We start from the raw sequence: 22,443 nt of genomic DNA, 5'->3' as shown, positions 1-22,443 counted from the left end.
CGTGGCGGATCAGAACGCGTAGCGCACGCGGCAGTAGGGCAACCGCTCGGCGAGCAGGTCGGTGAGGCGCCGCACCCAGGTGCCCTTCCAGCCGGTGCGGTAGCGCACGTTGGTCTGCCCGCTGTGGCTCCGCTTCTGCTCCTGGATGTCGGGTCGCCACAACAGCTCCTCACCCTGGGGGTGCCACCCGAGGTTGACCTCGTGGAGGCCCTCGTTGTGGGTCAGGAAGATGATCTCGCAGGCCAGCTGGGCCTTGGTGCGCTCGGTGAGCGTGTCGTCGATGAGGTCGCACAGCTCCGCCCACTCCTCGAGCCAGCCCTCGTGCACCACGACGGGGCTGAAGTTGAGGTGCACCTCGTAGCCCGCCTCGACGAAGTCGTTGGCCGCCGCCAGCCGGTCGGCCACGCGCGAGGTGCGCAGGTCGAGCCGCCGCGACAGGTCCTCCGGCATCACCGAGAACCGGACCCGGGTCGCACCGCGAGGGTCCCAGTCGAGCATCGCGGGGTTGACGAACTTGGTGGCGAAGCTCCCCTTGGCCCCGGGGGTGGCGGCGAAGAGGTCGACGAGGTCGCGCACGTTGTCGGAGACGAGCGCGTCGACCGAGCAGTCGCCGTTCTCCCCGAGGTCGTAGACCCAGTCGACGGGATCGCACTGGTTGGGGGCAGGCTTCGGGCCCTGGCGCGCGGCGTGGCGGGCGAGGTAGCCGAGCACCTTCTCGATGTTGACGAAGACGGTGATGGGGTTGGCGTAGCCCTTGCGTCGCGGGACGTAGCAGTAGGTGCACGCCAGCGCGCACCCGTTGGAGGTGGAGGGGGCGATGAAGTCGGCCGAGCGTCCGTTGGGTCGCGCCGTGAGCGACTTCTTCTCCCCCAGCACGAGCACCTCGCGCTTGTTGCGCATCCAGTCACCCACCTGGCCGGCGTTGCCGTAGAGCTCGGGAACGGCCTGGTGGGAGGCCACCTCCACCCGCTGCGCGTCGGGGGAAGCGGGCCAGCACCTGGCGCCCGCGTGCCCACTGCTCGATGCCGGGCTCGTGGTAGATCGTGCGCACCGACAGCAGGCGGTCCACCGGTGCTCGTCCCATGGCTCGACCGTAGTCGGCGCCACCGACGGCCGCGGTCGGCGTGAGACGCTGGCGCCATGGCCGGCCCACCACCTGACGCTCCCGTGCGGCGGGGTCGTCCCGGGTACGACCAGGCGACCGTGCTGCGGCGCGCGATCGAGCTCTTCAACCGGCAGGGCTACGACGGCACCTCGATGGGCGACATCGCCCAGGAGCTCGGCCTGACCAAGTCGGCGATCTACCACCACGTGCCCAGCAAGGAGCACCTGCTCAGCGCTGCGCTCGACGAGGCGCTGGGCGAGCTCACCGCGGCGATCGAGGAGGCCGCCGACGCGAGCGCCGGCACCACGGCCACCCAGCGCCTCCACGACGTGGTGCACCGCTCGGTGCGCATCCTCGTCGACCACCTGCCCGCCGTGACCCTGCTGCTGCGGGTGCGGGGCAACAGCGAGATCGAGCAGGCCGCCCTCGCCCGCCGCCGCGTGCTCGACGACCGGCTGGCCGGGCTCGTGGCCGCAGCCGCCGAGGAGGGCTCGGTGCGCGCCGACCTCCCCCCCGAGCTGCTGAGCCGGCTGCTCTTCGGTCTCGTCAACTCCCTGGTGGAGTGGTATCGCCCCGGTGGTCCGCTCGACACCGACGCCCTGGCCCGCGCCGTCGGCGCCATCGCCTTCGACGGGCTGCGCGGCCCCGCGTCGCCCCTGCCGGAGGGCCCCGCGGGTCAGGCGTCGAAGTCGACCGTCACCGCGTCGCCCACCGGGTAGCCCTGGCAGGTGAGCACGTAGCCGCGGGCCAGCTCGTCGTCATCGAGGGCGTAGTTGCGGCGCAGGTCCACCTCACCGGCGGCCACGTGGGCCCGGCACGTGCCGCACACCCCGCCCTTGCAGGCGAAGGGCAGGTCGCTGCGGGTGGCCGCAGTGCCGTCGAGGATGCTCTGGCCGCGTCGCTGGGGCGCGGTGGTGGTGCGCCCGTCGAGCACGATCGTGACCTCGCTGGTCTCCCCGTCGGCGGCCGGCCCGGCCTCCTCGCGCACGACCTCGGGCGGCGGCTCGTCGACGTGGAAGAGCTCCACGTGCACCCGGTCGGCGCCGACGCCGAGCTCGGCGAGCACCGCGCGGGCGTCGGTGACCAGCCCGAAGGAACCGCACAGCCAGACGTGGTCGAGCGCCTCCACCGGCACGAGCGCCCGCAGCAGCCTCCGGAGCCGGTCGGCGTCGAGGCGCCCCGAGAGCAGCTCCACCTCGCGAGGCTCGCGGCTGAGCACGTGGACGACGTCGAGGCGTGCGGCGTACCGGTCCTTGAGGTCGGCGAGCTCCTCGGCGAACATCACGGTGCTCGCGCGGCGGTTGGCGTAGACCAGGGTGACGCGCGCGTCGGGGTCGGCGAGCACGGTCGCGGCGATCGAGAGCATCGGGGTGATGCCCGAGCCGGCCGCGACGCACAGGTGCCGGGCCGGGCGGGCGGGGTCGGCACGCAGCGCGCCGGTGGGGGTCTGCACCTCGACGACGTCGCCGACCGCGACCTCGCGCACCAGCCAGGTGGAGAACAGCCCCCCGGGGATCTCCCGCACGCCCACCCGCGGCGCCGCCCCCGCCGGCGCGCAGATCGAGTAGCTGCGGCGGTGCTCCTCGCCGTCGATCGTGCGGCGCAGCGTGAGCGCCTGCCCCGCCGCGAAGTCGTACGCCGCGCGCAGCGGCTCGGGCACGGCGAAGGTGATGGCCGCGGAGTCGTCGGTCAGCGGGTCGACGGCGGCGACCCTCAGCTCGTGGAAGCGGGCGCGCGCCATCAGATCTCCTTCACGTGGTCGAAGGGCTCGAGGCACTCCTCGCAGCGGTACATCGCCTTGCAGGCCGTCGCGCCGAACTCCGAGGTCAGCGCCGTGCGCCCCGACCCGCAGCGCGGGCAGGCGACCTGCCGGCGCGTCGGCAGCAGCCGCAGCACGGTGGGGCCCTCGGTGGCCGGGGCCGCGCCGGGCGGGGAGATCCCGTGCGCGCGCAGCGCGGCGCGGCCGCGCTCGGTGATCCAGTCGCTGCTCCAGGCCGGGGCGAGCCGCACCCGCACGTCGACGTCGGCGAAGCCGCGCTCGCGCAGACGGTGCACCAGGTCGTCGCGCATGGTGGCCAGGGCCGGGCAGCCGGAGTAGGTCGGGGTCACGGTGAGCACCACCGTCGCGCCCTCGAGCGCGACGTCGCGCAGCACTCCGAGGTCGGCGAGGGTGAGCATCGGCATCTCGGGGTCGGTGACCTCCTCCGCGGCCCGGCGGGCGAGCGTCACGGCGTCCGCGTCGACCACGGCGCTCACCAGCGCCCCGTGGGGTGGGCCCGGGCGACGACCTGCATCTCGGCGAGCATCCGGCCGAGGGCCTCGGTGTGGCGCCCGTCGCGGCCGGCGCCGCGCCCCAGCGGCCCGGTCGGGGGCACGGTGGGGCGGTCGAGCCCGCCCACCGACAGCACCTGCTCGAGCAGCACGTCGACGTCGGCGGCCAGCCCGGCGGGGTCGACCCCGAAGCCCTGCTCGGCCGCGGTCGCCTCCACCGGGTGGGTGCGGAAGAGCTCGTGGTGCAGCGGCCAGACCACGTCGAGGCCGGCGCGCATACGTCGGCGCGACTCCTCGGTGCCGCGGGCCAGCGTGACGCACCAGCGGGCCGCGTGGTCGCGGTGGTAGGCGACCTCCTTGACCCCCTTCGCGGCGATCGCGGCGAGCACGGGGTCGACGCTGTCGCGCAGCCGCTCGAGCAGCGCCAGGCGGTGGGTGGAGAAGAGCAGCAGGCGGGCGGTGGTGACCGCGAAGTCGCCGTTCTCCCCCTCGACCAGGCGCACGTTGCGGAAGTCCGCGTCGTCGCGGAAGAAGGCGAGCGCGTCCTCGGGCGGCACCGGCGACCCCGCGGGCAGCGCCGGCACCACCGACGGGTCGGCGGCCGCCGCACGCGCCAGCAGCAGCCGCGCCTGGCCGAGGAGGTCGAGGGCGATGTTGGCCAGCGCGATGTCCTCCTCCAGGTCGGGGGCGTTGCTGGCCCACTGCGAGAGCCGGTGGGAGTGGACGAGCGCGTCGTCGCCGAGCATGAGGCAGTAGGCCGCGAGCGCTGCACCGTCGACGCCGGCGGCCAGCGTGGTGTCGACGCCCGCGAGCGGGTCCTCGAAGTCCTGGCCGAAGGCCCACTGCGCGCTGTCGTCGCCGAGCAGCCCGTCGTAGGCGCTGGTGTGGTCGGTCATGGGGGCCGCCTCCTACATGTGGGGGACGTCGTCGGGGATGTCGTAGAAGGTCGGGTGGCGGTAGACCTTGTCGCCGGCGGGGGCGAAGAGCGGGTCCTTCTCGTCGGGGCTCGACGCGGTGATCGCGTCGGCGCGCACGACCCAGATGCTCACGCCCTCGTTGCGGCGGGTGTAGACGTCGCGGGCGTTGTGCACGGCCATCCGGTCGTCGGCGGCGTGCAGCGAGCCGACGTGCACGTGGTTGAGGCCGCGCTTGCCGCGCACGAACACCTCGTAGAGCGGCCACTCCCCCTGCGGCGCCCCGCTCACGAGACCGCCTCCTGCTGCTGCGGCTCCTGCTGCTGGCGCCGGGCGAAGGCGCTCGCGGCCTCGCGGACCCAGGCGCCGTCCTCGTGGGCACGGCGGCGGTGCGCGACCCGCTGGGCGTTGCACGGCCCCGACCCGCTGACGACGTCGCGGAACTCCGCCCAGTCGGGCTGGGTGAAGTCGTGGCCGCCCTTCTCGTCGTTCCACACCAGGTCGGGGTCGGGCAGGGTGACGCCGAGGGCCCGCGCCTGCGGCACGGTCATGTCGACGAACTTCTGGCGCAGCTCGTCGTTGGTGTCACGCTTGATGCCCCAGGCCATCGACTGCGCGGTGTGGGAGGAGTCGGCGTCGGGCGGGCCGAACATCATGAGCGCCGGCCACCAGAAGCGGTCGACCGACTCCTGCACCATCGCGCGTTGCGCGTCGGTGCCGCGCATCATCGTGGCCAGCAGCTCGAAGCCCTGGCGCTGGTGGAAGGACTCCTCCTTGCACACGCGGATCATCGCGCGGCCGTAGGGGCCGTAGGAGGTGCGGCACAGCGGCACCTGGTTGCAGATGGCCGCGCCGTCGACCAGCCAGCCGATGGTGCCGACGTCGGCGTAGGACAGCGTGGGGTAGTTGAAGATCGAGGAGTACTTCTGCTTGCCCTCGATCAGCTTCTCCGTCAGCTCCTGACGGGAGACGCCGAGGGTCTCGCAGGCGGAGTAGAGGTAGAGCCCGTGGCCGGCCTCGTCCTGCACCTTGGCCAGCAGGATCGCCTTGCGCCGCAGCGAGGGGGCGCGGGTGATCCAGGCGCCCTCGGGCTGCATGCCGATGATCTCGGAGTGGGCGTGCTGCGCGATCTGGCGCACGAGTGTGGCGCGGTAGCGCTCAGGCATCCAGTCGCGCGGCTCGATGCGGTCGTGGCGGGCCAGGGTCGCCTCGAAGGAGGCCTCCTCGGCCTGGGCGGGTGCCGTCGTCATGGGACCTCCTGGTTCACAGACCGACTGATTTACAGACCGACCGGTCAGGAATAGTCTGGCACGCGGCCCGACGCCGTGCAACGGGCCCGACCGCACCCCCCAGACCCGCACCCCGACCCGCAGGAGAGCGCATGTACCGCGTGACCATCCAGTACGCCGTGCCCGAGGACCCCGAGGCGTTCGACCGCCGCTACGCCGAGGGCCACGTGCCGCTCGTGCTGCCGGTGCCGGGCCTGCGCTCGTTCACGTGGTCGAAGGTCCGACCGATGGGCGGCGACCCGGCCGCCGGGCCCTACATGGTGGCCCAGCTCGACTTCGACGACCGCGAGGCGATGACGGCGGCGCTGTCGTCGCCCGAGATGGCCGCCGCGGGCGCCGACGCCGACGAGATCGGCGTGCCGCGCACGATGTTCGCGGGCGAGGTCGTCCCCGAGCTCGGCTGACCCGCCCCTCCTCAGCGGACGGGGCTCAGCGGACGGGGCGGCGGTCGACCAGGCGCCGCATCTTGCCCACCGAGCGCTCCACGCTGCCGGGGTCAGCGACGTCGCCCTCGACCGGCGCCGTCGAGTGCGGCACGTGGGTCCAGGCGTGGCGCACGCTGCGGCGCAGCCGCTCGGTCTGCAGGGCGCGCAGCTCGTCGAGCGAGGCCGTCTCGATCGGGTCGAGGTCGTCAGAGCGGGCGATGGGCTCCGGCACGGGTCCACGGTGCGTCGACCGCACCCGCCCGGTCCACCCGTCACGGGGTCGAGGTTTGGTCCGGGTCTCCACGGGAACGGTGTGCGTATCACGGATATTTCACGTTTCCTTGACTGCCGCCCCCGCGGCGCACGACCCCGATCGGCGCCGACGTCCCCCCGTTGGGCGTCCGGTCGGGAGGCGCTCCCGCGGTGCACGCGCCGCGGGAGCGCCGGTCGTGCGGCAGGCCCCACCCGCCCAGGAGACGTCGCATCGAGATCCACGCCACCGCCGGTCCGCTCGGAGCGGACCGGCCCGCAGACTGCTACGTCCTCGTCGGCGACGACTACGCGTCGGTGCTGACCGACCTCATGGCGGCGGTGCCGAGCGGCTGGGTGCTCCTGTCGGTCGACGTCGTGCCCGCCCCGGGCGAGTCTCAGAACCGGTAGTCGAAGCGCTCGAGGTCCGCGGCGTGGGCCGTCTCGACCAGGCGGCGGGTGGTCACGTCGTAGGAGCGCCAGTAGGCGCGCCCGCGGTCGGTGACGTTGGTGGGCGGCACCGCCAGCTCGAGGCCCACCAGCTCGCGCAGGTCGCGCTCGAGGTGCTCCATGCGCAGCACGACGTCGGCCTCGCGCACGTGGCCCTCGTTGATCCGACGGGGCGTCGCGTCCCGCCCGATCGCCGCGGTGACCCAGGCGCCGAAGTCCGTGGTGACCGCGTCGACGATGCGGTCCACCGCGCCGGGGGTCTGGTGCACCCATGACGAGGGGTCGCGGAGCTCGTGGACCCAGCGGGTGCGGGTGCGCTCGTGCTCCGCGACGTAGAAGTCGAAGGGGTTGCGGGTCGTGGTGACCACCCGCAGGCCGTGGTCGGCGGGCAGCAGTCCGGCGGCGACGAGCTCGCCGACCGTGCCGTGCTTGACGTCGACGCCGTGCCGGCGCACCTCCCCGGCCGCCGGCACCTCCTCGACCCCGGGCCGGGCGAGGAGGGCCGCGCGCAGGGCCGTGCTCCCGGTGCCGGGCGCGGCGGTCACGAGCAGCCCGGCCGTGCGGTCGACCAGGGCCATCAGGGACCGACGCTGTGGGGGTTCATGGCTCCAGCCAACCGCAGGACCCACCCCGCCGCCTCACCCCGGGACCCGAAGCCGGGGCGGGTCAGGGAGCGATGTCCAGCCGGGCGATGAGGTCGCCCGACAGCAGGAAGCGGTAGCGCAGGTCGGCGACGCCGCCGGGGAAGTCGCCCTCCAGCCGCACCAGGACCACCCAGCGTCCCGCGTCGTGGCGCTCCGCGCCGCGCACCCGCGTGGTGTAGGTGAACTCCGAGCCGGCCCCCTCCAGAAAGTCGCGGACGCGCCCGGCGCCGGTGAAGACCTCGTCCTGGTCGGTCACCTCGGCGTCGGGTGCGAAGGTGCGGGCGGCGGCGTCGACCTCGCCGGAGGTGTGCGCGGCGAGGTAGGTCCGGATCACGGCGGGCAGGTCGCTCGGGGTCGTCGTCATGGGGCCCACCCTGAGCGCTCCGCCCGGGCGAGGGGCAAGGGCTGGCACCTCCCCCAGGGGGAGGGGGCACACTGCCGGGGTGCTGACGATCGGTGAGTTCTCGCGCCTGACGCACCTGAGCGTGCGCACCCTGCGTCGCTACCACGAGGCGGGGCTGCTGCTGCCCGACTCGGTCGACACGACGACCGGTCACCGCCGTTACACCGCCGAGCAGATCCCGACCGCGCAGGTCATCCACCGGCTGCGCGAGCTCGACGTGCCGCTCGCCGACGTCCACCGCATCGTGGCCTGCCCCGACCCCGGCGACCGCGCCGCCCTCGTCGGCGACCACCTCCGTCGCCTCGAGGCCGAGCTGGCCCGCACGCGCGCCGCCGTCGTGTCGCTGCGACGGCTGCTGCGCCCCGACCCCGCCCCGGTGGCGGTGGAGCTGCGCTCGGTCGGCCCCGCCGTCGTCGCGGCCGTCGAGGCCGAGGTCGACCTCGACGACGTCCTGTCGTGGTACGCCGGCGCCGCGGCCGAGCTCGCCGCGGCGGTGCGCGAGCCGACCGGCCCGCCCGGCGGGCTCTACGACAACGCGCTGTTCGAGACCGGCCGGGGGCGCGCCCTGGTCCACCGACCGACGGCGCGACCCCCGACGGTCGGGCGTGTGCGTCCGGCGACGCTGCCGGCCGTCGAGCTCGCCGTCGCCACCCACGTCGGCCCCCACGACGACATCGACGTCACCTACGGCGAGGTGGGCGCCTGGCTGGTCGCCAACGCCCTCACGGTCGCGGGCCCGGTCCGCGAGACCTACCTGGTCGGCCCCGCCGACATCTCCGACCCCGCACCAGGACGAGCCGGGGACCGGGCACCCTGGAGGCGGGGGCACCCGGTCGCACCCTCGCCGTCGACGTCCTACGGGTGTCGGCACTGCTGAGCCTGGCCGCGGGGCGGCCCGGGCCGGCTGCGATCTCAGCCTGCGCTCGACGAGGCGTCGGCGGGCGGCGTACCGCCGTCGCTCGGGGGCGTCCCTCCCATGTCTCCGCCGCCCGTGCCGCTCGCGGCCTGCTGGGTGACGCTGCCGGCGTAGTCGTCGGTGGGGTCGCGGTAGATGGTGTGCACGTGGCCCCACCCGGAGGTGCTGACGCCCTCGACGTCGGCGCCGGCCGAGCCCTGCTGGGCCTGGAAGGCGACGTAGACGTCCGGTCCGGAGATGGAGAAGTCGATGCCGTCACCGGTGGACATGTCGTAGGTGGTCTCGCCGGACCAGGCGATCACGGTGTCGTCGAGCGTGGCCTCGATCTCGGCGAGCTCGGTGCTGGTGGTCTGCTCGTCGGCCATGCCGGCCCAGTTGGCGATGAGGTCGAGCAGCAGGTCCTTCTGCTCGTCGGTCAGGTCGGCGCCGGCGAGACCCTCGCCCGTGGCGAAGTCGCAGGTGTCGCCGGGCGCGCACATGCTGACGTCCCCGGAGGTCAGGGTGGCCTGCTGCTCGTCGGTGAGACTGTCGAAGAACGCGAAGGCATCGGTGTAGATGCCGTCGAAGGGCTGCACCTCGTCGCCGTCCTCGTCGGTGTAGACCGCAGGCTGCACGCCGAGGTGGGTGGGGGCGAAGGTGATGGCGCCCGTGCCGTCGTCGGCGGACCCGTCGAGGGTCGCGTTGATGCCGAGGTGGTGACCACCGAACTGCACCTCGAAGGCGCTGGTGTCGGAGGGGTCGCCGAAGAACGCGATGTAGTACTGCCCCAAGGACGCCTCGGTCGAGGCGCTGTTCTCGTGGAGGTAGACGTCACCGTTCATGATGCCGGTGACCGTCTCGTAGGCCTCGTCGCTGAGCAGGCTCTCGAGCACCTCCAGCGCGGCGGCCTGCTGCTCGTCGGTGAGGTCGGCGAGGTCGAGCCCGGCGCGCTGGACGAAGGTGACCGGGAAGTTCGACCACGACGTCGTCTTGGTCTCGTCGTCGTAGGCGTACAGGACCGCGTCCTGCTGCTCCTCGCTCAGGGTGTCGAGGAACGCCTGGGCGGCGGCCGCGGTGTCGGAGATCGTGTCGGCGGTCGTGGTGGCGTCCTGGGTGGTGCTCGCCGTGGAGACCGGGCCGACCGACCCCGAAGAGGCGCTGGCGGACGTCGAGGGGGACGAGGCTGAGTCGGCGGCTGTGGAGTCGGTGGAGGTCGCGCACCCACCGAGCGCCAACACGCTGACCAGCGCCATCGAGGCGATGCCGGCGAGCCGGCGACGGCGGGGGGACGTGGAGGTCGAGATCGTCATGACGCGAGTCTCGGCTCCCCGCCTGTGGCGATCTTGTGTCCTCTCTGTGCCGTCTCGACGACTCGCGAGCAGCACCGCGCGCCGGCAGCGGCGGTCGCCGCGCGGGGCGACCACCGCTGCCGAGCCGTGTCAGGCGACCATGCCGTGCGGGTCGATGACGTACTTCTTGGCCGACCCGGCGTCGAACTCCTGGTAGCCCCGGGGGGCGTCGTCGAGGCTGATCGTGGTGGCGTTGACCGCCTTCGCGATGTGGGCCTTGTCGGCCAGGATCATGTTCATCAGCTGGCGGTTGTACTTCTTCACCGGGCACTGACCGGTGACGAAGGCGTGGGACTTCGCCCAGCCCAGCCCGAGCTTCACCCCGATCTGGCCCTCCTTGGCGGCGTCGTCGACGGCGCCGGGGTCGCCGGTGACGTAGAGGCCCGGGATGCCCAGCGAGGCTCCCGCCCGCGAGACGGTCATGATGTCGTTGAGCACCGTGGCCGGCGCCTCGGCCGCTCCCTCGCCGTGGCCGCGGGCCTCGAAGCCGACGGCGTCGACGGCGGCGTCGACCTCGCGCTCGCCCAGCACCTGCTCGATCAGGTCGGCCAGGTCGTCGCCCTTGCTCAGGTCGACGGTCTCGCAGCCGAAGCTCGCCGCCTGAGCGAGGCGGTCGGCGTTCATGTCGCCGACGATCACCGCGGAGGCGCCGAGCAGCTGCGCGGAGAAGGCGGCCGCGAGCCCGACGGGTCCGGCGCCCGCGACGTACACGGTGGAGCCGGTGGTGACACCGGCGGTGTACGCGCCGTGGTAGCCGGTGGGGAAGATGTCGGAGAGCATCGTCAGGTCGAGGATCTTCTCCAGCGCGGCGTCCCGGTCGGGGAACTTCAGCAGGTTGAAGTCGGCGAAGGGGATCATCACGTACTCCGCCTGGCCGCCGTGCCACCCGCCCATGTCGACGTAGCCGTACGCCGCCCCGGCGCGGGCCGGGTTGACGTTGAGGCAGATGCCGGTCTTGCCCTCGTTGCACATGCGGCAGCGACCGCAGGCGATGTTGAAGGGCACCGAGCAGATGTCGCCCTCCTTGACGAAGAGGACGTCGTCGCCGACCTCGACGACCTCGCCGGTGATCTCGTGGCCGAGGGTCTGACCCACGGGGGCCGTGGTGCGGCCGCGGACCATGTGCTGGTCGCTGCCGCAGATGTTGGTGGTCACGAGCTTCAGGATCACCGCGTGCGGTGCCTGCTGCTTGATCCCCATGGACCTCGAGACCTCTCCCGGAATCTCGAGCTTGGGGTAGTCGATCGACTCGACGGCGACCTCTCCGGGACCCTTGTAGACGACGATCCTGTTTCCGGACATCTTCACTCCTCACTTGGTGCACGGCACGGCCCCACACGGACGCGTCCTGTAACGCACGTCACGGCCGTCCCTCCACACAACCACCCCGACCCTGACGCGCACCAGGCCGATCGGGGTGAGACGGTCCGGCGGCGGCGCGGTCCCCGACGCGGCGCAGGCGCTGCGGCGGGGCGTCGCTCAGGTGGCGGCCCGGTCGGCCCGGTCGGTGCTGGCGCCGAGCGAGCGGTCGACGGCTCCCAGCAGGCGGTCGAGGTGGTCGGCGAGGTCGGCCACCTGGACGTGCCCGGCGAGCACGAGCGAGGCGAACCCGTGCACGGTCGACCAGCACAGCTCCTCGGCCCCGACGCGGGCCTCGGTCGAGAGGAAGCCGACCGCCACCAGGTCGTCGAGCGCCTGGCCGAGCAGCACGTACGGCGTCTCCTTGAGCACCTGGTCGGCGTTCTCGCCGGCCCGTGACCCGAACGCGACCTGGAAGAGCCCCCGCTCGGCCAGGGCGTACTCGACGTAGGCGCGCCCCACGCCGGCCAGCCTGAGCCGGGCCCGCAGCACCGGGTCGGCCTCGTCGACCCCGCCCAGCTCACGCTCCATGGCCTCGCCCAGGGCCGTCATGGTCCGCTCGGCCACGACGGCCACGAGGTCGTCGCGGTGGGCGAAGTGGCGGTAGGCCGCGTTGTGGGAGACCCCGACGCGCCGGGCGAGCTCGCGCAGCGAGAGGGCCTCCGCGCCGTCGGCGCGGACGGCGCTGACGGCCTCGGCGACGAGAGCCTCCCGCAGGTTGCCGTGGTGGTAGGCGGTGCGCGACATGCCGCTCACCGTAGCGACGTGGCCACGCCCTGCTCCTCCTCGACGAGCGTCGGGTCCACGCTCGGGTCGTAGCGGTCACCGGGCAGCGCGACCAGGGCGGCGACCGCACCGAGGAGGCAGAGCACGCCGACCACCACGCAGCCGAAGGCGAGCCCGTCGAGGAAGGCGGCGTCGAGGGCGGCTCGGAACGGCGGCGCCTGCTGGGCGACGCCGTAGGCGAAGCCGACCGAGTCGGAGGCCTCGGCCAGGACGCTGTCGGGCAGCCGCCCCTGGGCCAGCGCGACCAGGCGGTCGCCGTACTGCGAGGCGAAGAGCGACCCGACGACCGCGACCCCGAGGGTGCCGCCGAGCTCGCGGGTCGCGTCGTTGACCGCCGAGCCGACCCCGGCGCGCGCGGGCGGCAGGACGCGCAGGATCGACTCCGTGGCGGGGGTGCTGATGAGCCCGATGCCCGACCCGAGCAGCAGCATCTGCGGCACGACCACGCTGGCGTAGGGCGCGTCGGCGCCGATGGTCGAGATCCACAGGAACGCCGAGCCCAGCATCACCAGGCCCGGGGTGACGACGAGCCTGGTGCCGAGGCGCGGCGCCAGCAGCCCCCCGGCGACCGAGGCCAGGGCCAGCGAGACCGCCAGGGGCAGGAACCGCACCCCCGTCTGCAGCGGGGAGTACTCCTGGATGAACTGGAAGTACTGGGTGATGAGGAAGATGAACCCGAACATCGCGAAGAAGGCGATCGTCACCGCGCCGCACGCGGCGCTGAAGCGGCGGTCGAGGAAGAGCGTCACGTCGATCATGGGGTGCTCGACGCGCCGCTCCACCAGGACGAACGCGAGCACGAGGACCACGGCGAGGGCCAGCCCGAGGACCGTCTCCAGGCTCGACCAGCCGTGCTCGGGGGCCTCGATGATCGTCCACGTCAGGGTGCCGAGCGCGGCCACCGAGACGACGAGGCCCGGCTTGTCGATGCGGGGTACGCCGGTGTCGCGCGACTCGGGCACGAGCACGAGGGCCATCGCCGCGGTCACCAGGGCGAGCGGCACCTGGGCCCAGAAGACGCTGTGCCAGGAGAAGTGCTCCAGCAGCGCCCCGCCGATGACCGGCCCCGCTGCCACGCCGACCCCGACCGAGGCGCCCCACGCTCCCAGGGCCGACGCGCGCTCACGCCGGTCGGTGAAGGCGTTGGCGATGATCGACAGGGTCGTCGGGAAGATCACCGCGGCGCTGACCCCCGTGACGAAGCGCAGCGCGACGAGCGTCTCGCTGCTGTCGACCATGGCCGCGGCCGCGTTGGCGACAGCGAAGCCGAGCAGCCCCAGCACCAGCGCCGGCCGGCGCCCGAAGCGGTCCGACAGGCTGCCCATCGCGAGCACCAGGGCGGCGAAGGAGAGATTGTAGCCGTCGACGATCCACAGCAGCGACCGGGTGCCGGCGTCGAGCTCCTCGGCGAGCGTCGGCAGCGCGATGTTGACCACCGTGGTGTTGGCGTTGATCGTCAGCGCGGCCAGGCAGACGGTCAGCAGCGTCAGGTGTCGACGGGTCATGGCGGCTCCTCGTGTGGACAGTGGCAACATTATCGTGACGCTGAATGTTGACGGCGTCAAGATCGACGATGCCGGGGCCCACCCGCCGCCCTGGGCGAGACCGCTCAGTCGAGCACCGCGGTCGCCTCGACCTCGACCCTGACGTCGGGCTCGTAGAGCGTCTCGACCCCGATGAGCGAGGCCGGCGGCATCGGCATCGGCAACCCGAGCTCCTCGGCGACCGACTGCACCCCGCCCATGAAGGCGGGGAGGTCCTCGGGGGACCACCGGGTGACGTAGAACGTCAGCCGGACCACGTCCGAGAAGCCGGCGCCGGCACCGGCGAGGCCGACACCGACATTGCGCAGCGCCTGGCCGACCTGGGTCGCGAGGTCCCCCACCTCCGCCGACCCCTCACCGCCGCGCCGACCCACCTGGCCCGCCACGGTGACCCACGTGGTGCCGCGAGCGACGGCCACGTGGTGGTAGGCCTCCTGCTCCATCATTCCGCGGGGGTCGAGAAGTCTGACTGTCATGGTGGCGCTCCTGGCTAGTAGGTATCGCAGTGATACCTGGTAGCGAAAGGGCACTTCAACTAGCCTAGGTGTCGTGAGTGATACCTCCGACCGGCTCGTCGTCACCGCGGAGCACCGCGAGCTGCTGGGTCAGGTGCTCGACACGTGGTCCGCGCTGGTGCTCGAGGAGCTGTGCGAGGCACCCCGGCGCTTCAACGAGCTGCGGCGCCTGATCCCCGTCACCCAGAAGTCGCTCACGGCGACCCTGCGTCGACTGGAGCGCAACGGCATCGTCGACCGGGAGGTGATGCGCAGCCGTCCCGTCGCGGTCCGCTACCACATCACTCCCCTGGGCAAGACCCTCCGCGAGCCGATCGAGGCCCTCCTGCGGTGGACGGTCGAGCACCGCGAGGCGATCGCCCAGGCGCGGACCCGCTTCGACGACGCCGCCGACGACTGACTCCGACGGCGGACCCACAACCGCCGGGGAGGCCGCTCCCGCCGGAGCCGGGAACGACGAAGCCCCCGACCACATCACTGCAGGTCAGGGGCTGGTGGTGGAGCCGCCTGTCGGAATCGAACCGACGACCTTCTCATTACGAGTGAGACGCTCTACCGACTGAGCTAAGGCGGCGCGCTGCCGGATCGGTCAAGGACCGGGGCCGGACAACCCGCCGAAGTATACGGACGGACCCGGCAGGCGCCGAAATCGCCTCAGGCGGCGAGGACCTTCTCGCCGCGCGCACGGCTCGGCACGAGGTCGAGCGGGGCGGTCTGCTCGGCGCCGCACCAGCAGGTGAAGGTGGCCAGGACGCCGTGGTCGGAGTCGGCGACCGCGGTGATCTGGGAGGGGAAGATGAGCTGGCGCTTGTCGCAGGCGCTGCAGAGGTGGGTGAGCACGGCGGGTCCTTCCTGAGGCATCGGGTGAGGTGGTGACTCCATTCTCGGGGCCACCTGGCCATAGGGCTAGGACCACCTGCCGTCAGATGCCATAGGCTCCACCTTGTGCTCAGTGTGCACCAGCTCACATGCTTCCTCGCCGCCTACGAGGAGGGCTCGCTGACCCGCGCCGCCGAGCGCCTCGGCTACGCCCAGCCGTCGGTCTCCGAGCAGATCCGCACCCTGGAGAGGTCGCTGGGGGTGCAGCTGTTCCGGCGCGTCGGGCGCGGCGTCGTGCCCACGACCGTGGCCGACGAGATGCGGCCCCACGCCGAGCGCGTGCTCGCGGCCCTCGACGAGACCCAGAAGGCCGTGCAGGGGGTGAAGTCCTTCGAGACCGGCACCATCCGCTTCGGCATGTTCGGCATCGCCCGCCTCTACGCCGGGGCCGGCCTGGTCGCCGACGTCCTGGCCCGCTACCCCGGGGTGCGCGTCGAGCTCATCGGGCAGAACTCCACCGAGGTGCAGGAGGACCTGCGCCGCGGCCGGCTGGAGGCCGCGATGCTCGCGGTGCACAACGTCTCCAGCGAGGGCATGAGCGTGACGCCCGTGGCGCGCGAGGAGCTGGTCTACGTCAGCGCCGACCCCGAGCGGCTCACCACCCCGGTCACGGCCCACCGCCTGTCGCAGGCCTCCCTGGTGATGCCCGAGACGACCTACCGCGCCGTCGACTCCACCCGTCAGACCCTGCGCCAGATGCTGCACGAGACCGGCCGCAACCCGCAGACCCGCATCGAGGTCGAGGACATCGAGACCGCCGTCGAGCTGGTCGGGATGGGCCTGGCCGACACCGTCATCCCGCGCGGTGCCGCCGAGCAGCTGCTCCCCCGCCTCGCGCCCGACGCCGGGTGGGTCTCGCTGCGCCCGCGCCAGTTCGACACCTTCGCGGTGGTGCACCGCACCGACGCGGTGCTGTCACCGGCCGCGCGACTGATGATCGAGCTGGCGACGGCGCGCATCCGCGCCGTGGCCGAGCCCCTCCACCGCCGCTGAGGTCAGCAGGGCCCCCTCAGCACTGGAGCCCGTCGTCGGGCACGGTCCCCTCGACCAGGTAGTCCTCGACCGCGGTGTCGACGCACTCGTTGCCGGAGTTGTAGCCGGTGTGGCCGTCGCCGTCGCGGGTGACGAGCACCCCCGAGTCGAGCTGCTCGGCCAGCGCCTGCGCCCACTCGTAGGGCGTGGCCGGGTCGCGGGTCGTGCCGACGACCACGATGGGCGCCGCGCCCGCCCCGTCGATCTGCGGGGCGGGCTCGGAGGCCTCGACCTCGATGCCCGCGCAGCCCACCAGGCCCCACGCGAAGACCCGCCCGAAGGTCGGCGAGGCCTCCTCGAAGTCGGCGTACTGGGCCGGGACGTCCTCGGGGGCCAGGGCGGTGGGGTCGTCGAGGCAGTTGATGGCGTAGATGGCCTCGGCGGAGTTGTTGAGGTAGTCGCCGCTGAAGGAGTCGCGCGAGGCGTAGGCGTCGGCGAGCAGCATCAGGGTCGTGCCGTCGCCGTCGAGGGCCTGCTCGAGGCCCTGGGTCAGCAGCGGCCAGTAGTCGCGGACGTAGAGGGGGGTCACGACGCCGTAGAAGGCGCTGCCGACGGTGAGCTCGCGGTCGTCGGAGGTCGGCAGCGGCTGGGCGTCGATGTCGTCGAGCAGGTCGGTGATCGTGGTGAGGCCCTCCTCGACCGAGCCGCCGAGCGGGCAGTCGTCGCCGGACACGCAGTCCTCGACGTAGGCGCGCAGGGCGGTCTCGAAGCCGCGCGCCTGGCCCAGCGAGGACTCGCGGGTGCTCAGCGAGACGTCGACGGCGCCGTCGAGGAGCAGGCGGCCCACCCGCTGGGGGAAGAGCTCGGCGTAGGTCGCGCCGAGCTTGGTGCCGTAGGAGGCGCCGAGGTAGGTCAGCGTGGTCTCGCCCAGCGCGGCGCGCAGCACGTCCATGTCGCGGGCGGCCTCGACGGTCGTCACGTGGCCCACCAGGGCGTCGGAGCGCTCGACGCAGCCGGCGAAGAAGCCGTCGAGGTCCTCGACCAGCGCCTGCTCCTCGGCCGCGTCGTCGGGGTCGGGGTCGGCGGCGAGGAAGGCGTCGAGCTCGTCGTCGGAGAGGCAGTCGACCGGGTCGGAGCCGCCGGTGCCGCGCGGGTCGAAGCCGACGATGTCGAAGGCGTCGAGCAGCGGCTGACGGAAGGCCTGGGTGCCGGCCGCGGCGTAGGAGGTGCCGGGCGAGCCGGGTCCGCCGGGGTTGACCACGAGCGAGCCGACCCGCTGGCCGGGCTCGTCGGCGGGGTCGCGCAGCAGCCGCACGTCGATGGTCTCGCCGTCGGGCTCGGCGTAGTCGACGGGTACGGTGAGCGTGGCGCACTCCATGTCGTCGTCGTCCTCGCAGGCCGCCCAGTCGATGCTCTGCCCGTAGTACGCCGCGAGCGCGGGGTCGGGCGGCTCGGTGGCGTCGGCCGACGGCGTCGACGTGGGCGCGGGGCCCGCGCGCTCGGGCCCGTCGGCGGAGTCGTCGCTGTCGCGGGCCGAGAGGCCGTAGCCGATCGCGACGCCGGCCGCGCCCAGCACGAGCACCACCGCCAGCACGATCGCGACGATGCGGGTGGTGGACGGGCTCATCGACTGCTCCCCTCGGGCGCCTGCAGGGCGACCATCATGGCCTCCAGCGCCAAGGCCGGCGGCACGTTGAACTCCAGCATCTGCTCGCGCGCCTCGAAGATCGCGGCGATCCGGCGCAGGTTGTGCTCGGGGCTGGAGGTGCGCACGATCTCCTCCACGTCGGCGCGGATGTCCTCGTTGACCAGGTCGCCGGGCGCGCCCGAGGCGAGCGCGATCGCGTCGCGGTAGACCGAGACGAGGTCCATGAGGCCCCGGTCGACGACGTCGAGGTGACGCCGCTTGGCCCGGGTCTTCTGCCCCTTCTCCAGGGCGGCGAGGGCGGGCCCGTACTCGCGCGGGCGGCGGCCGCGCTCGACCACGCCGTAGGAGGCGTCGAGGTCGCTGCGCTCGCGGGCGTCGAGGTCGCCGGTCTGCACCTCCGCCTCGTCCTTGGCGACCTGGGCGAGCTCGCCGGCGGCCCGCATGGCCGCGCCCAGGGACGTGACCCGGCGCGCCAGGGAGACCACCTCGTGGCGGCGGGCGCGGGTGCCCTCGTCGCGCGCCAGCGCTCGGGCCCGGCCGATGTGGCCCTGGCTGGCGCGGGCGGCGTAGGCCGCGAGGTCGGGGGCGACGCCGTCTGTGCGCTCGAGGAAGGCCGCGACGTCGCGGGCCGTCGGGGTGGTGAGGGTCAGCAGCCGGCAGCGCGAGCGGATGGTCGGCAGCACGTCGTCGACGGTGGGGGCGCACAGCATCCACACCGTGCGGTCGGTGGGCTCCTCGATCGCCTTGAGCAGCGCGTTGCAGGCCTGGTCGGTGAGGCGGTCGGCGTCCTCGACCACCAGGATCTGCCAGCGCCGGCCCACCGGCGACAGCGCGGCCCGGCGCACCAGGTCGCGGACCTCGTCGACCCCGATCGACAGCTTCTGGGTGCGGATGACCGCGACGTCGGCGTGCGACCCGGCCAGCACCGTGTGGCACTGGTGGCACTGCCCACAGCCGGCCTGCTCCGGGGCGCGGTCGCACTGCAGAGCCGCGGCGAAGGCGACGGCGGCGTTGGAGCGACCCGACCCCGGCGGACCGGTGAACAGCCAGGCGTGGCTCATGCCGTGACCCGCGGCCGCGGTCTGCAGGGCCTCGACCGCACGGGCCTGGCCGACCAGCTGCTCCCAGACGGTCATGCCCGCACCGCCTGCACCAGCAGCGGCTCGACGCGGCGGCGCACCGCGGCGGCGATCTCGTCGCGGTCGGCGCGCGCGTCGAGGACGAGGTAGTGCTCGGGGTCGGCCGCGGCCATCGTCGTGAAGGCCGCGCGCACCCGCTCGTGGAAGTCCAGCGACTCGCCCTCGATGCGGTCGCGGCCCTCGAAGCGGCCCAGCCCCGCGGCCGGCTCGAGGTCGAGCACCACGGTCAGGTGGGGCCGCAGGTCGCCGGTGGCCCACCGCGCGACCCGCTCCACCTCCGCGACCGGCAGGGTGCGCCCCGCACCCTGGTAGGCCAGCGTGGAGTCGACGTACCGGTCGGTGACGACGACCTCGCCGCGCTCGAGGGCCGGCAGCACCACGGTGTCGACGTGCTCGGCCTTGTCGGCGGCGTAGAGCAGGGCCTCGGTGCGGTCGGAGATGGCACCGGTCTCGGGGCTGAGCACGATGCGGCGCAGCTCGCGCCCGACCGGGGTGTCACCGGGCTCGAACGTCGACACCACGGTGTGGCCGGCCTCCTCCAGCCAGGCCCGCAGGAGCGCCGACTGGGTCGACTTGCCCGACCCCTCGCCGCCCTCGAGGCAGACGAAGACGCCGCGCGGGGAGAAGACGCCGGGAGAGCTCACGCGAGGAACCTACGTGGCCGGGCCGACAGCCGCCGACGCCGGTCCACGCCGATCAGGCCTTCTCGGCCGTCGCCTTCGTCGCCGCCTTCTTCGCGGTGGTCGTCGCGGTCGACTTCGTGGTCTTCTTGGCGGCGGTCTTGGTCGCGGTCTTCTTGGCGGCGGTCTTGGTCGCGGTCTTCTTCGCGGTCGTCTTCTTGGCGGCGGTCTTGGCCGCCGTCTTCTTCGCCGGGGCCTTCTTCGCGCCCTTCTTGGCCGCCTTCTTCGCCGGACCCCGCTCGCGGCGCTCGGCCAGCAGCTCGGCGGCGCGCTCGAGGGTGATGGCCTCCACCGAGTCGTCCTTGCGCAGGGTGGCGTTGTACTCCCCGTCGGTGACGTACTCCCCGAAGCGGCCCGACTTCACCACGACCGGCTGGCCCGAGACCGGATCGTCGCCGAGCTCCTTCAGCGGCGGGGCCGCGGCAGCACGTCCGCGCTGCTTGGGCTGGGCGTAGATCTTCAGCGCCTCGTCGAGGGTGACGGTGAAGAGCTGCTCCTCCGCCGTCAGCGAGCGCGAGTCGCTGCCCTTCTTCAGGTAGGGCCCGTAGCGGCCGTTCTGCGCCGTGATCTCCTCGCCGTCCTCGCCCACGCCCACCACGCGGGGCAGCGAGAGCAGGCGCACGGCGTCGTCGAGGGTGATCGTGTCGAGCGACATGGTCTTGAACAGCGAGCCCGTGCGGGGCTTGGCGCTCTTCTTGGCGTCCTCGGGCAGCGCCTCGGTGACGTAGGGACCGAAGCGGCCGTTCTTGGCCACGACCTGCAGACCGGTCTCGGGGTGCACGCCGAGCTGGATCTCCTCGCCCGCGGGGTTGGCGAAGAGCTCGGTGGCCTTCTCCAGCGTCAGCTCGTCGGGCGGGAGGTCGTCGGGCACGTTGGCGCGCTTGCCGACCGGGTTGCCCTCGTCGTCGGGGCCCTCGAGGTAGGGCCCGTAGCGGCCCACGCGCAGGTGGATGCCCGAGTCGGGCCCGCCCACGGGGAAGGTCGCCAGCTCCCGGGCGTCGATGTCGCCGAGCTCGTCGACGAGCCGCTTGAGACCGACCACGTCGCCGCTGCCGTAGTAGAACTCGCCGAGCTCGCTCTTGCGGTCCTTGCGGCCCGCCGCGATCTCGTCGAGCACGTCCTCCATCTCGGCGGTGAACTCGTAGGAGATCTGGCGGGGGAAGTGCTCCACCAGCAGCCGCACGACCGAGAAGGCCAGCCACGCCGGCACCAGCGCGGTGCCCTTCTTGTAGACGTAGCCACGGTCGGTGATGGTCTTGATGATCGCGGCGTAGGTCGAGGGACGCCCGATCTCGCGCTCCTCCAGCTCCTTGACCAGCGTGGCCTCGGTGTAGCGGGCCGGGGGCTTGGTCTCGTGGCCCGAGGCGGAGAGCGAGGCGGCGCTGAGCGCGTCGCCCTCGCTGAGGTTGGGCAGGCGGGTCTCGGCGTCGTCCTTGGCCGCCCCCTCGTCGGTGCCCTCGACGTAGGCCTTGAGGAAGCCGTGGAAGGTGATGGTGCGACCGGAGGCGGAGAAGACGACGTCCTGGCCGGTGTCGGCCGCGCCGCCCAGGCGCACCGTGACGGTGTTGCCGACGGCGTCCTTCATCTGCGAGGCGACGGTGCGCATCCAGATCAGCTCGTAGAGACGGAACTGGTCGCCGGTCAGACCGGTCTGCGCCGGGGTGCGGAAGGTGTCGCCCGCCGGGCGGATCGCCTCGTGCGCCTCCTGGGCGTTCTTCACCTTGCCGGCGTAGACCCGGGGGGCGTCGGGGAGGTAGTCGGTGCCGTAGAGCTCGCGCACCTGGGCCCGCGCCGCGTCGATCGCCCCGCCCGAGAGGGTCGAGGAGTCGGTGCGCATGTAGGTGATGAAGCCGTTCTCGTAGAGCCGCTGGGCCACCGACATCGTCGAGGAGGCGCTGAAGCCCAGCTTGCGGCTGGCCTCCTGCTGCAGCGTGGTGGTGCGGAAGGGCGCGTAGGGAGAGCGGCGGTAGGGCTTGGACTCGACCGAGCGGACCTCGAAGGAGGTCTCCTGCAGCGCCGAGGACAGGGCCTCGGCGGCGGCGCGGTCGAGGTGGACGACCTTGCCCTGGGCGCTGGACTTCAGCACGCCGTCCTGGCCGAAGTCGGAGCCGCGGGCCACCCGGGAGCCGTCGACGGAGTGCACCTTGGCCGGGAACATCCGCTGCTCGTGCTTGCTGCCGGCGTCGAAGGTGCCCTCGAGGTCCCAGTACGACGCGACGCGGAAGGCCATCCGCTCGCGCTCCTTGTCGACGACCAGCCGGGTCGCCACCGACTGCACCCGCCCGGCCGACAGGCCCGACATGACCTTCTTCCACAGCACCGGCGAGACCTCGTAGCCGTAGAGCCGGTCGAGGATGCGTCGGGCCTCCTGGGCCTCGACGAGGTCCATGTCGAGGTCGCGGGGGTTCTCGGCGGCCGCCAGGATGGCCGGCTCGGTGATCTCGTGGAAGACCATGCGCTTGACGGGGATGTTCTTCGGCTTCAGCTCGTCGAGCAGGTGCCACGCGATGGCCTCGCCCTCGCGGTCCTCATCGGTGGCGAGGTAGAGCTCGTCGGCCTCCTTGAGCAGGCCCTTGAGCTTGCGCACCTGCTCGCGCTGGCGCTGCGGCACGACGTAGTGCGGCTCGAAGCCGTTCTCGACGTCGACGGCGAGACGGCCCCAGGGCTTGTCCTTGATCTTCGCCGGGGTGTCGGCGGCGCTCTGGGGCAGGTCGCGGATGTGACCGACCGAGGACTCCACGACGTAGCCCCGGCCGAGGAAGCCACCAATCTTCTGGGCCTTCGCCGGGGACTCGACGATCACCAACTTGTGTGCCACGCGACCAGCCGTTCTGAGCTCGGGGGATGCACGAGGGCCACCAGACGGGGCCCACGGCGGCTCACGGTAGCGCGTGACCCCCACGATCCCCGCCGCGGTCCGCACGAGC

The 22,443-nt window shown here is 73.0% G+C and carries 24 protein-coding genes and 1 tRNA gene; 5 read left to right on the top strand and 20 right to left on the bottom strand.

The genetic code is table 11. From position 1 onward, the window contains the following. Positions 1-9 precede the first annotated feature (9 nt). Entirely contained in the window at positions 10-960 is a 951-nt protein-coding gene (locus tag M3673_RS16665) for a spore photoproduct lyase family protein (protein ID WP_251535016.1), read from the bottom strand. Positions 961-1,203: 243 nt separating this feature from the next. Between M3673_RS16665 and M3673_RS16660 the strand changes: the two genes are divergently transcribed. Continuing rightward, complete coding sequence (locus M3673_RS16660) at positions 1,204-1,824, top strand: TetR/AcrR family transcriptional regulator (protein ID WP_251535014.1); 621 nt, start codon at positions 1,204-1,206, stop codon at positions 1,822-1,824. Here M3673_RS16660 and paaE read toward each other — a convergent pair. From paaE to paaA, 5 genes are read right to left on the bottom strand one after another with little or no spacing between them, the layout of a single operon-like run. Then, positions 1,782-2,846: a 1,2-phenylacetyl-CoA epoxidase subunit PaaE gene (paaE, locus tag M3673_RS16655; protein WP_251535011.1), complete on the bottom strand. Its 1,065-nt coding sequence runs from the start codon at positions 2,844-2,846 to the stop codon at positions 1,782-1,784. The genes M3673_RS16660 and paaE overlap by 43 nt on opposite strands. After that, a complete protein-coding gene (paaD, locus tag M3673_RS16650; protein WP_082502637.1) occupies positions 2,846-3,361 on the bottom strand; it encodes a 1,2-phenylacetyl-CoA epoxidase subunit PaaD in 516 nt (171 codons plus the stop codon). Before paaD ends, paaE begins: the two co-directional genes overlap by 1 nt. Beyond that, a complete protein-coding gene (gene paaC, locus M3673_RS16645; protein ID WP_193666008.1) occupies positions 3,358-4,272 on the bottom strand; it encodes a 1,2-phenylacetyl-CoA epoxidase subunit PaaC in 915 nt (304 codons plus the stop codon). The genes paaD and paaC overlap by 4 nt, the downstream gene beginning before the upstream one ends. Before the next feature lie 12 nt (positions 4,273-4,284). Next, the gene (gene paaB / locus M3673_RS16640) at positions 4,285-4,581 is read right to left on the bottom strand and encodes a 1,2-phenylacetyl-CoA epoxidase subunit PaaB (protein WP_193666006.1); all 297 of its coding nucleotides are present in this window, start codon (positions 4,579-4,581) and stop codon (positions 4,285-4,287) included. Next, a complete protein-coding gene (gene paaA, locus M3673_RS16635; protein ID WP_193666004.1) occupies positions 4,578-5,540 on the bottom strand; it encodes a 1,2-phenylacetyl-CoA epoxidase subunit PaaA in 963 nt (320 codons plus the stop codon). The genes paaB and paaA overlap by 4 nt, the downstream gene beginning before the upstream one ends. A 131-nt stretch (positions 5,541-5,671) precedes the next feature. Between paaA and M3673_RS16630 the strand changes: the two genes are divergently transcribed. After that, a complete protein-coding gene (locus M3673_RS16630; RefSeq protein ID WP_193666002.1) occupies positions 5,672-5,983 on the top strand; it encodes an EthD family reductase in 312 nt (103 codons plus the stop codon). Positions 5,984-6,008: 25 nt separating this feature from the next. Here the strand turns inward: M3673_RS16630 and M3673_RS16625 are convergent, their stop codons facing one another. The 3 genes from M3673_RS16625 to M3673_RS16615 all read right to left on the bottom strand — a co-directional run bounded on the left by M3673_RS16625 (position 6,009) and on the right by M3673_RS16615 (position 7,711). Further along, positions 6,009-6,236: a hypothetical protein gene (locus M3673_RS16625; RefSeq protein WP_251535009.1), complete on the bottom strand. Its 228-nt coding sequence runs from the start codon at positions 6,234-6,236 to the stop codon at positions 6,009-6,011. A 415-nt stretch (positions 6,237-6,651) separates the two neighbouring features. Beyond that, positions 6,652-7,281 (bottom strand): hypothetical protein, encoded by a 630-nt coding sequence (locus M3673_RS16620; RefSeq protein WP_251535007.1) that lies wholly within the window; start codon positions 7,279-7,281, stop codon positions 6,652-6,654. An 88-nt stretch (positions 7,282-7,369) separates the two neighbouring features. After that, positions 7,370-7,711 (bottom strand): nuclear transport factor 2 family protein, encoded by a 342-nt coding sequence (locus tag M3673_RS16615; RefSeq protein WP_251535005.1) that lies wholly within the window; start codon positions 7,709-7,711, stop codon positions 7,370-7,372. A 79-nt stretch (positions 7,712-7,790) separates the two neighbouring features. Between M3673_RS16615 and M3673_RS16610 the strand changes: the two genes are divergently transcribed. Then, a complete protein-coding gene (locus M3673_RS16610; RefSeq protein ID WP_251535004.1) occupies positions 7,791-8,627 on the top strand; it encodes a MerR family transcriptional regulator in 837 nt (278 codons plus the stop codon). Between the two features lie 35 nt (positions 8,628-8,662). On the opposite strand, the gene M3673_RS16605 is transcribed toward M3673_RS16610, so the two are convergent. From M3673_RS16605 to M3673_RS16585, 5 genes are all read right to left on the bottom strand, one after another. Then, a complete protein-coding gene (locus M3673_RS16605; RefSeq protein ID WP_251535002.1) occupies positions 8,663-9,955 on the bottom strand; it encodes a DUF3500 domain-containing protein in 1,293 nt (430 codons plus the stop codon). A 129-nt stretch (positions 9,956-10,084) separates the two neighbouring features. After that, positions 10,085-11,296, bottom strand: coding sequence for a formaldehyde dehydrogenase, glutathione-independent (fdhA, locus tag M3673_RS16600; RefSeq protein ID WP_193665992.1), 1,212 nt, complete (start codon positions 11,294-11,296; stop codon positions 10,085-10,087). 177 nt (positions 11,297-11,473) lie between these two features. Next, on the bottom strand, positions 11,474-12,100 hold the full coding sequence (locus M3673_RS16595; protein ID WP_251535000.1) for a TetR/AcrR family transcriptional regulator: 627 nt from the start codon (positions 12,098-12,100) through the stop codon (positions 11,474-11,476). A 5-nt stretch (positions 12,101-12,105) separates the two neighbouring features. Beyond that, complete coding sequence (locus tag M3673_RS16590; protein WP_251534998.1) at positions 12,106-13,644, bottom strand: MFS transporter; 1,539 nt, start codon at positions 13,642-13,644, stop codon at positions 12,106-12,108. A gap of 104 nt (positions 13,645-13,748) precedes the next feature. Beyond that, positions 13,749-14,159, bottom strand: a complete 411-nt coding sequence (locus tag M3673_RS16585; protein WP_251534996.1) for a RidA family protein — start codon at positions 14,157-14,159, stop codon at positions 13,749-13,751. 73 nt (positions 14,160-14,232) lie between these two features. Between M3673_RS16585 and M3673_RS16580 the strand changes: the two genes are divergently transcribed. After that, a complete protein-coding gene (locus M3673_RS16580; protein WP_251534994.1) occupies positions 14,233-14,598 on the top strand; it encodes a helix-turn-helix domain-containing protein in 366 nt (121 codons plus the stop codon). Positions 14,599-14,696: 98 nt separating this feature from the next. Here the strand turns inward: M3673_RS16580 and M3673_RS16575 are convergent. Next, positions 14,697-14,772 (bottom strand) — tRNA-Thr (locus M3673_RS16575). A gap of 80 nt (positions 14,773-14,852) precedes the next feature. Continuing rightward, the gene (locus M3673_RS16570; RefSeq protein ID WP_056863207.1) at positions 14,853-15,038 is read right to left on the bottom strand and encodes a hypothetical protein; all 186 of its coding nucleotides are present in this window, start codon (positions 15,036-15,038) and stop codon (positions 14,853-14,855) included. A 105-nt stretch (positions 15,039-15,143) separates the two neighbouring features. On the opposite strand from M3673_RS16570, the gene M3673_RS16565 reads away from it, so the two are divergent. Next, positions 15,144-16,070 (top strand): LysR family transcriptional regulator, encoded by a 927-nt coding sequence (locus M3673_RS16565; protein WP_251534991.1) that lies wholly within the window; start codon positions 15,144-15,146, stop codon positions 16,068-16,070. A gap of 16 nt (positions 16,071-16,086) precedes the next feature. Here M3673_RS16565 and M3673_RS16560 read toward each other — a convergent pair whose 3' ends face one another. From M3673_RS16560 to topA, 4 genes are read right to left on the bottom strand one after another with little or no spacing between them, the layout of a single operon-like run. Beyond that, positions 16,087-17,676 carry an alpha/beta hydrolase gene (locus M3673_RS16560; protein WP_251534989.1) on the bottom strand — a complete coding sequence of 530 codons (1,590 nt, stop codon included), beginning with the start codon at positions 17,674-17,676 and terminating at the stop codon, positions 16,087-16,089. After that, positions 17,673-18,833 carry a DNA polymerase III subunit delta' gene (locus tag M3673_RS16555; RefSeq protein WP_193665915.1) on the bottom strand — a complete coding sequence of 387 codons (1,161 nt, stop codon included), beginning with the start codon at positions 18,831-18,833 and terminating at the stop codon, positions 17,673-17,675. The genes M3673_RS16560 and M3673_RS16555 overlap by 4 nt, the downstream gene beginning before the upstream one ends. Then, positions 18,830-19,480, bottom strand: coding sequence for a dTMP kinase (gene tmk, locus M3673_RS16550; protein ID WP_251534987.1), 651 nt, complete (start codon positions 19,478-19,480; stop codon positions 18,830-18,832). Before tmk ends, M3673_RS16555 begins: the two co-directional genes overlap by 4 nt. A gap of 52 nt (positions 19,481-19,532) precedes the next feature. Next, positions 19,533-22,334, bottom strand: a complete 2,802-nt coding sequence (topA, locus tag M3673_RS16545) for a type I DNA topoisomerase (protein ID WP_193665910.1) — start codon at positions 22,332-22,334, stop codon at positions 19,533-19,535. Between the last annotated feature and the right edge of the window lie 109 nt (positions 22,335-22,443).

It is taken from the genome of Nocardioides sp. P86, from assembly GCF_023712465.1.
GTDB classification, from domain to species: domain Bacteria; phylum Actinomycetota; class Actinomycetes; order Propionibacteriales; family Nocardioidaceae; genus Nocardioides; species Nocardioides kribbensis.
This window is presented reverse-complemented; position numbering and strand designations above follow the sequence as displayed.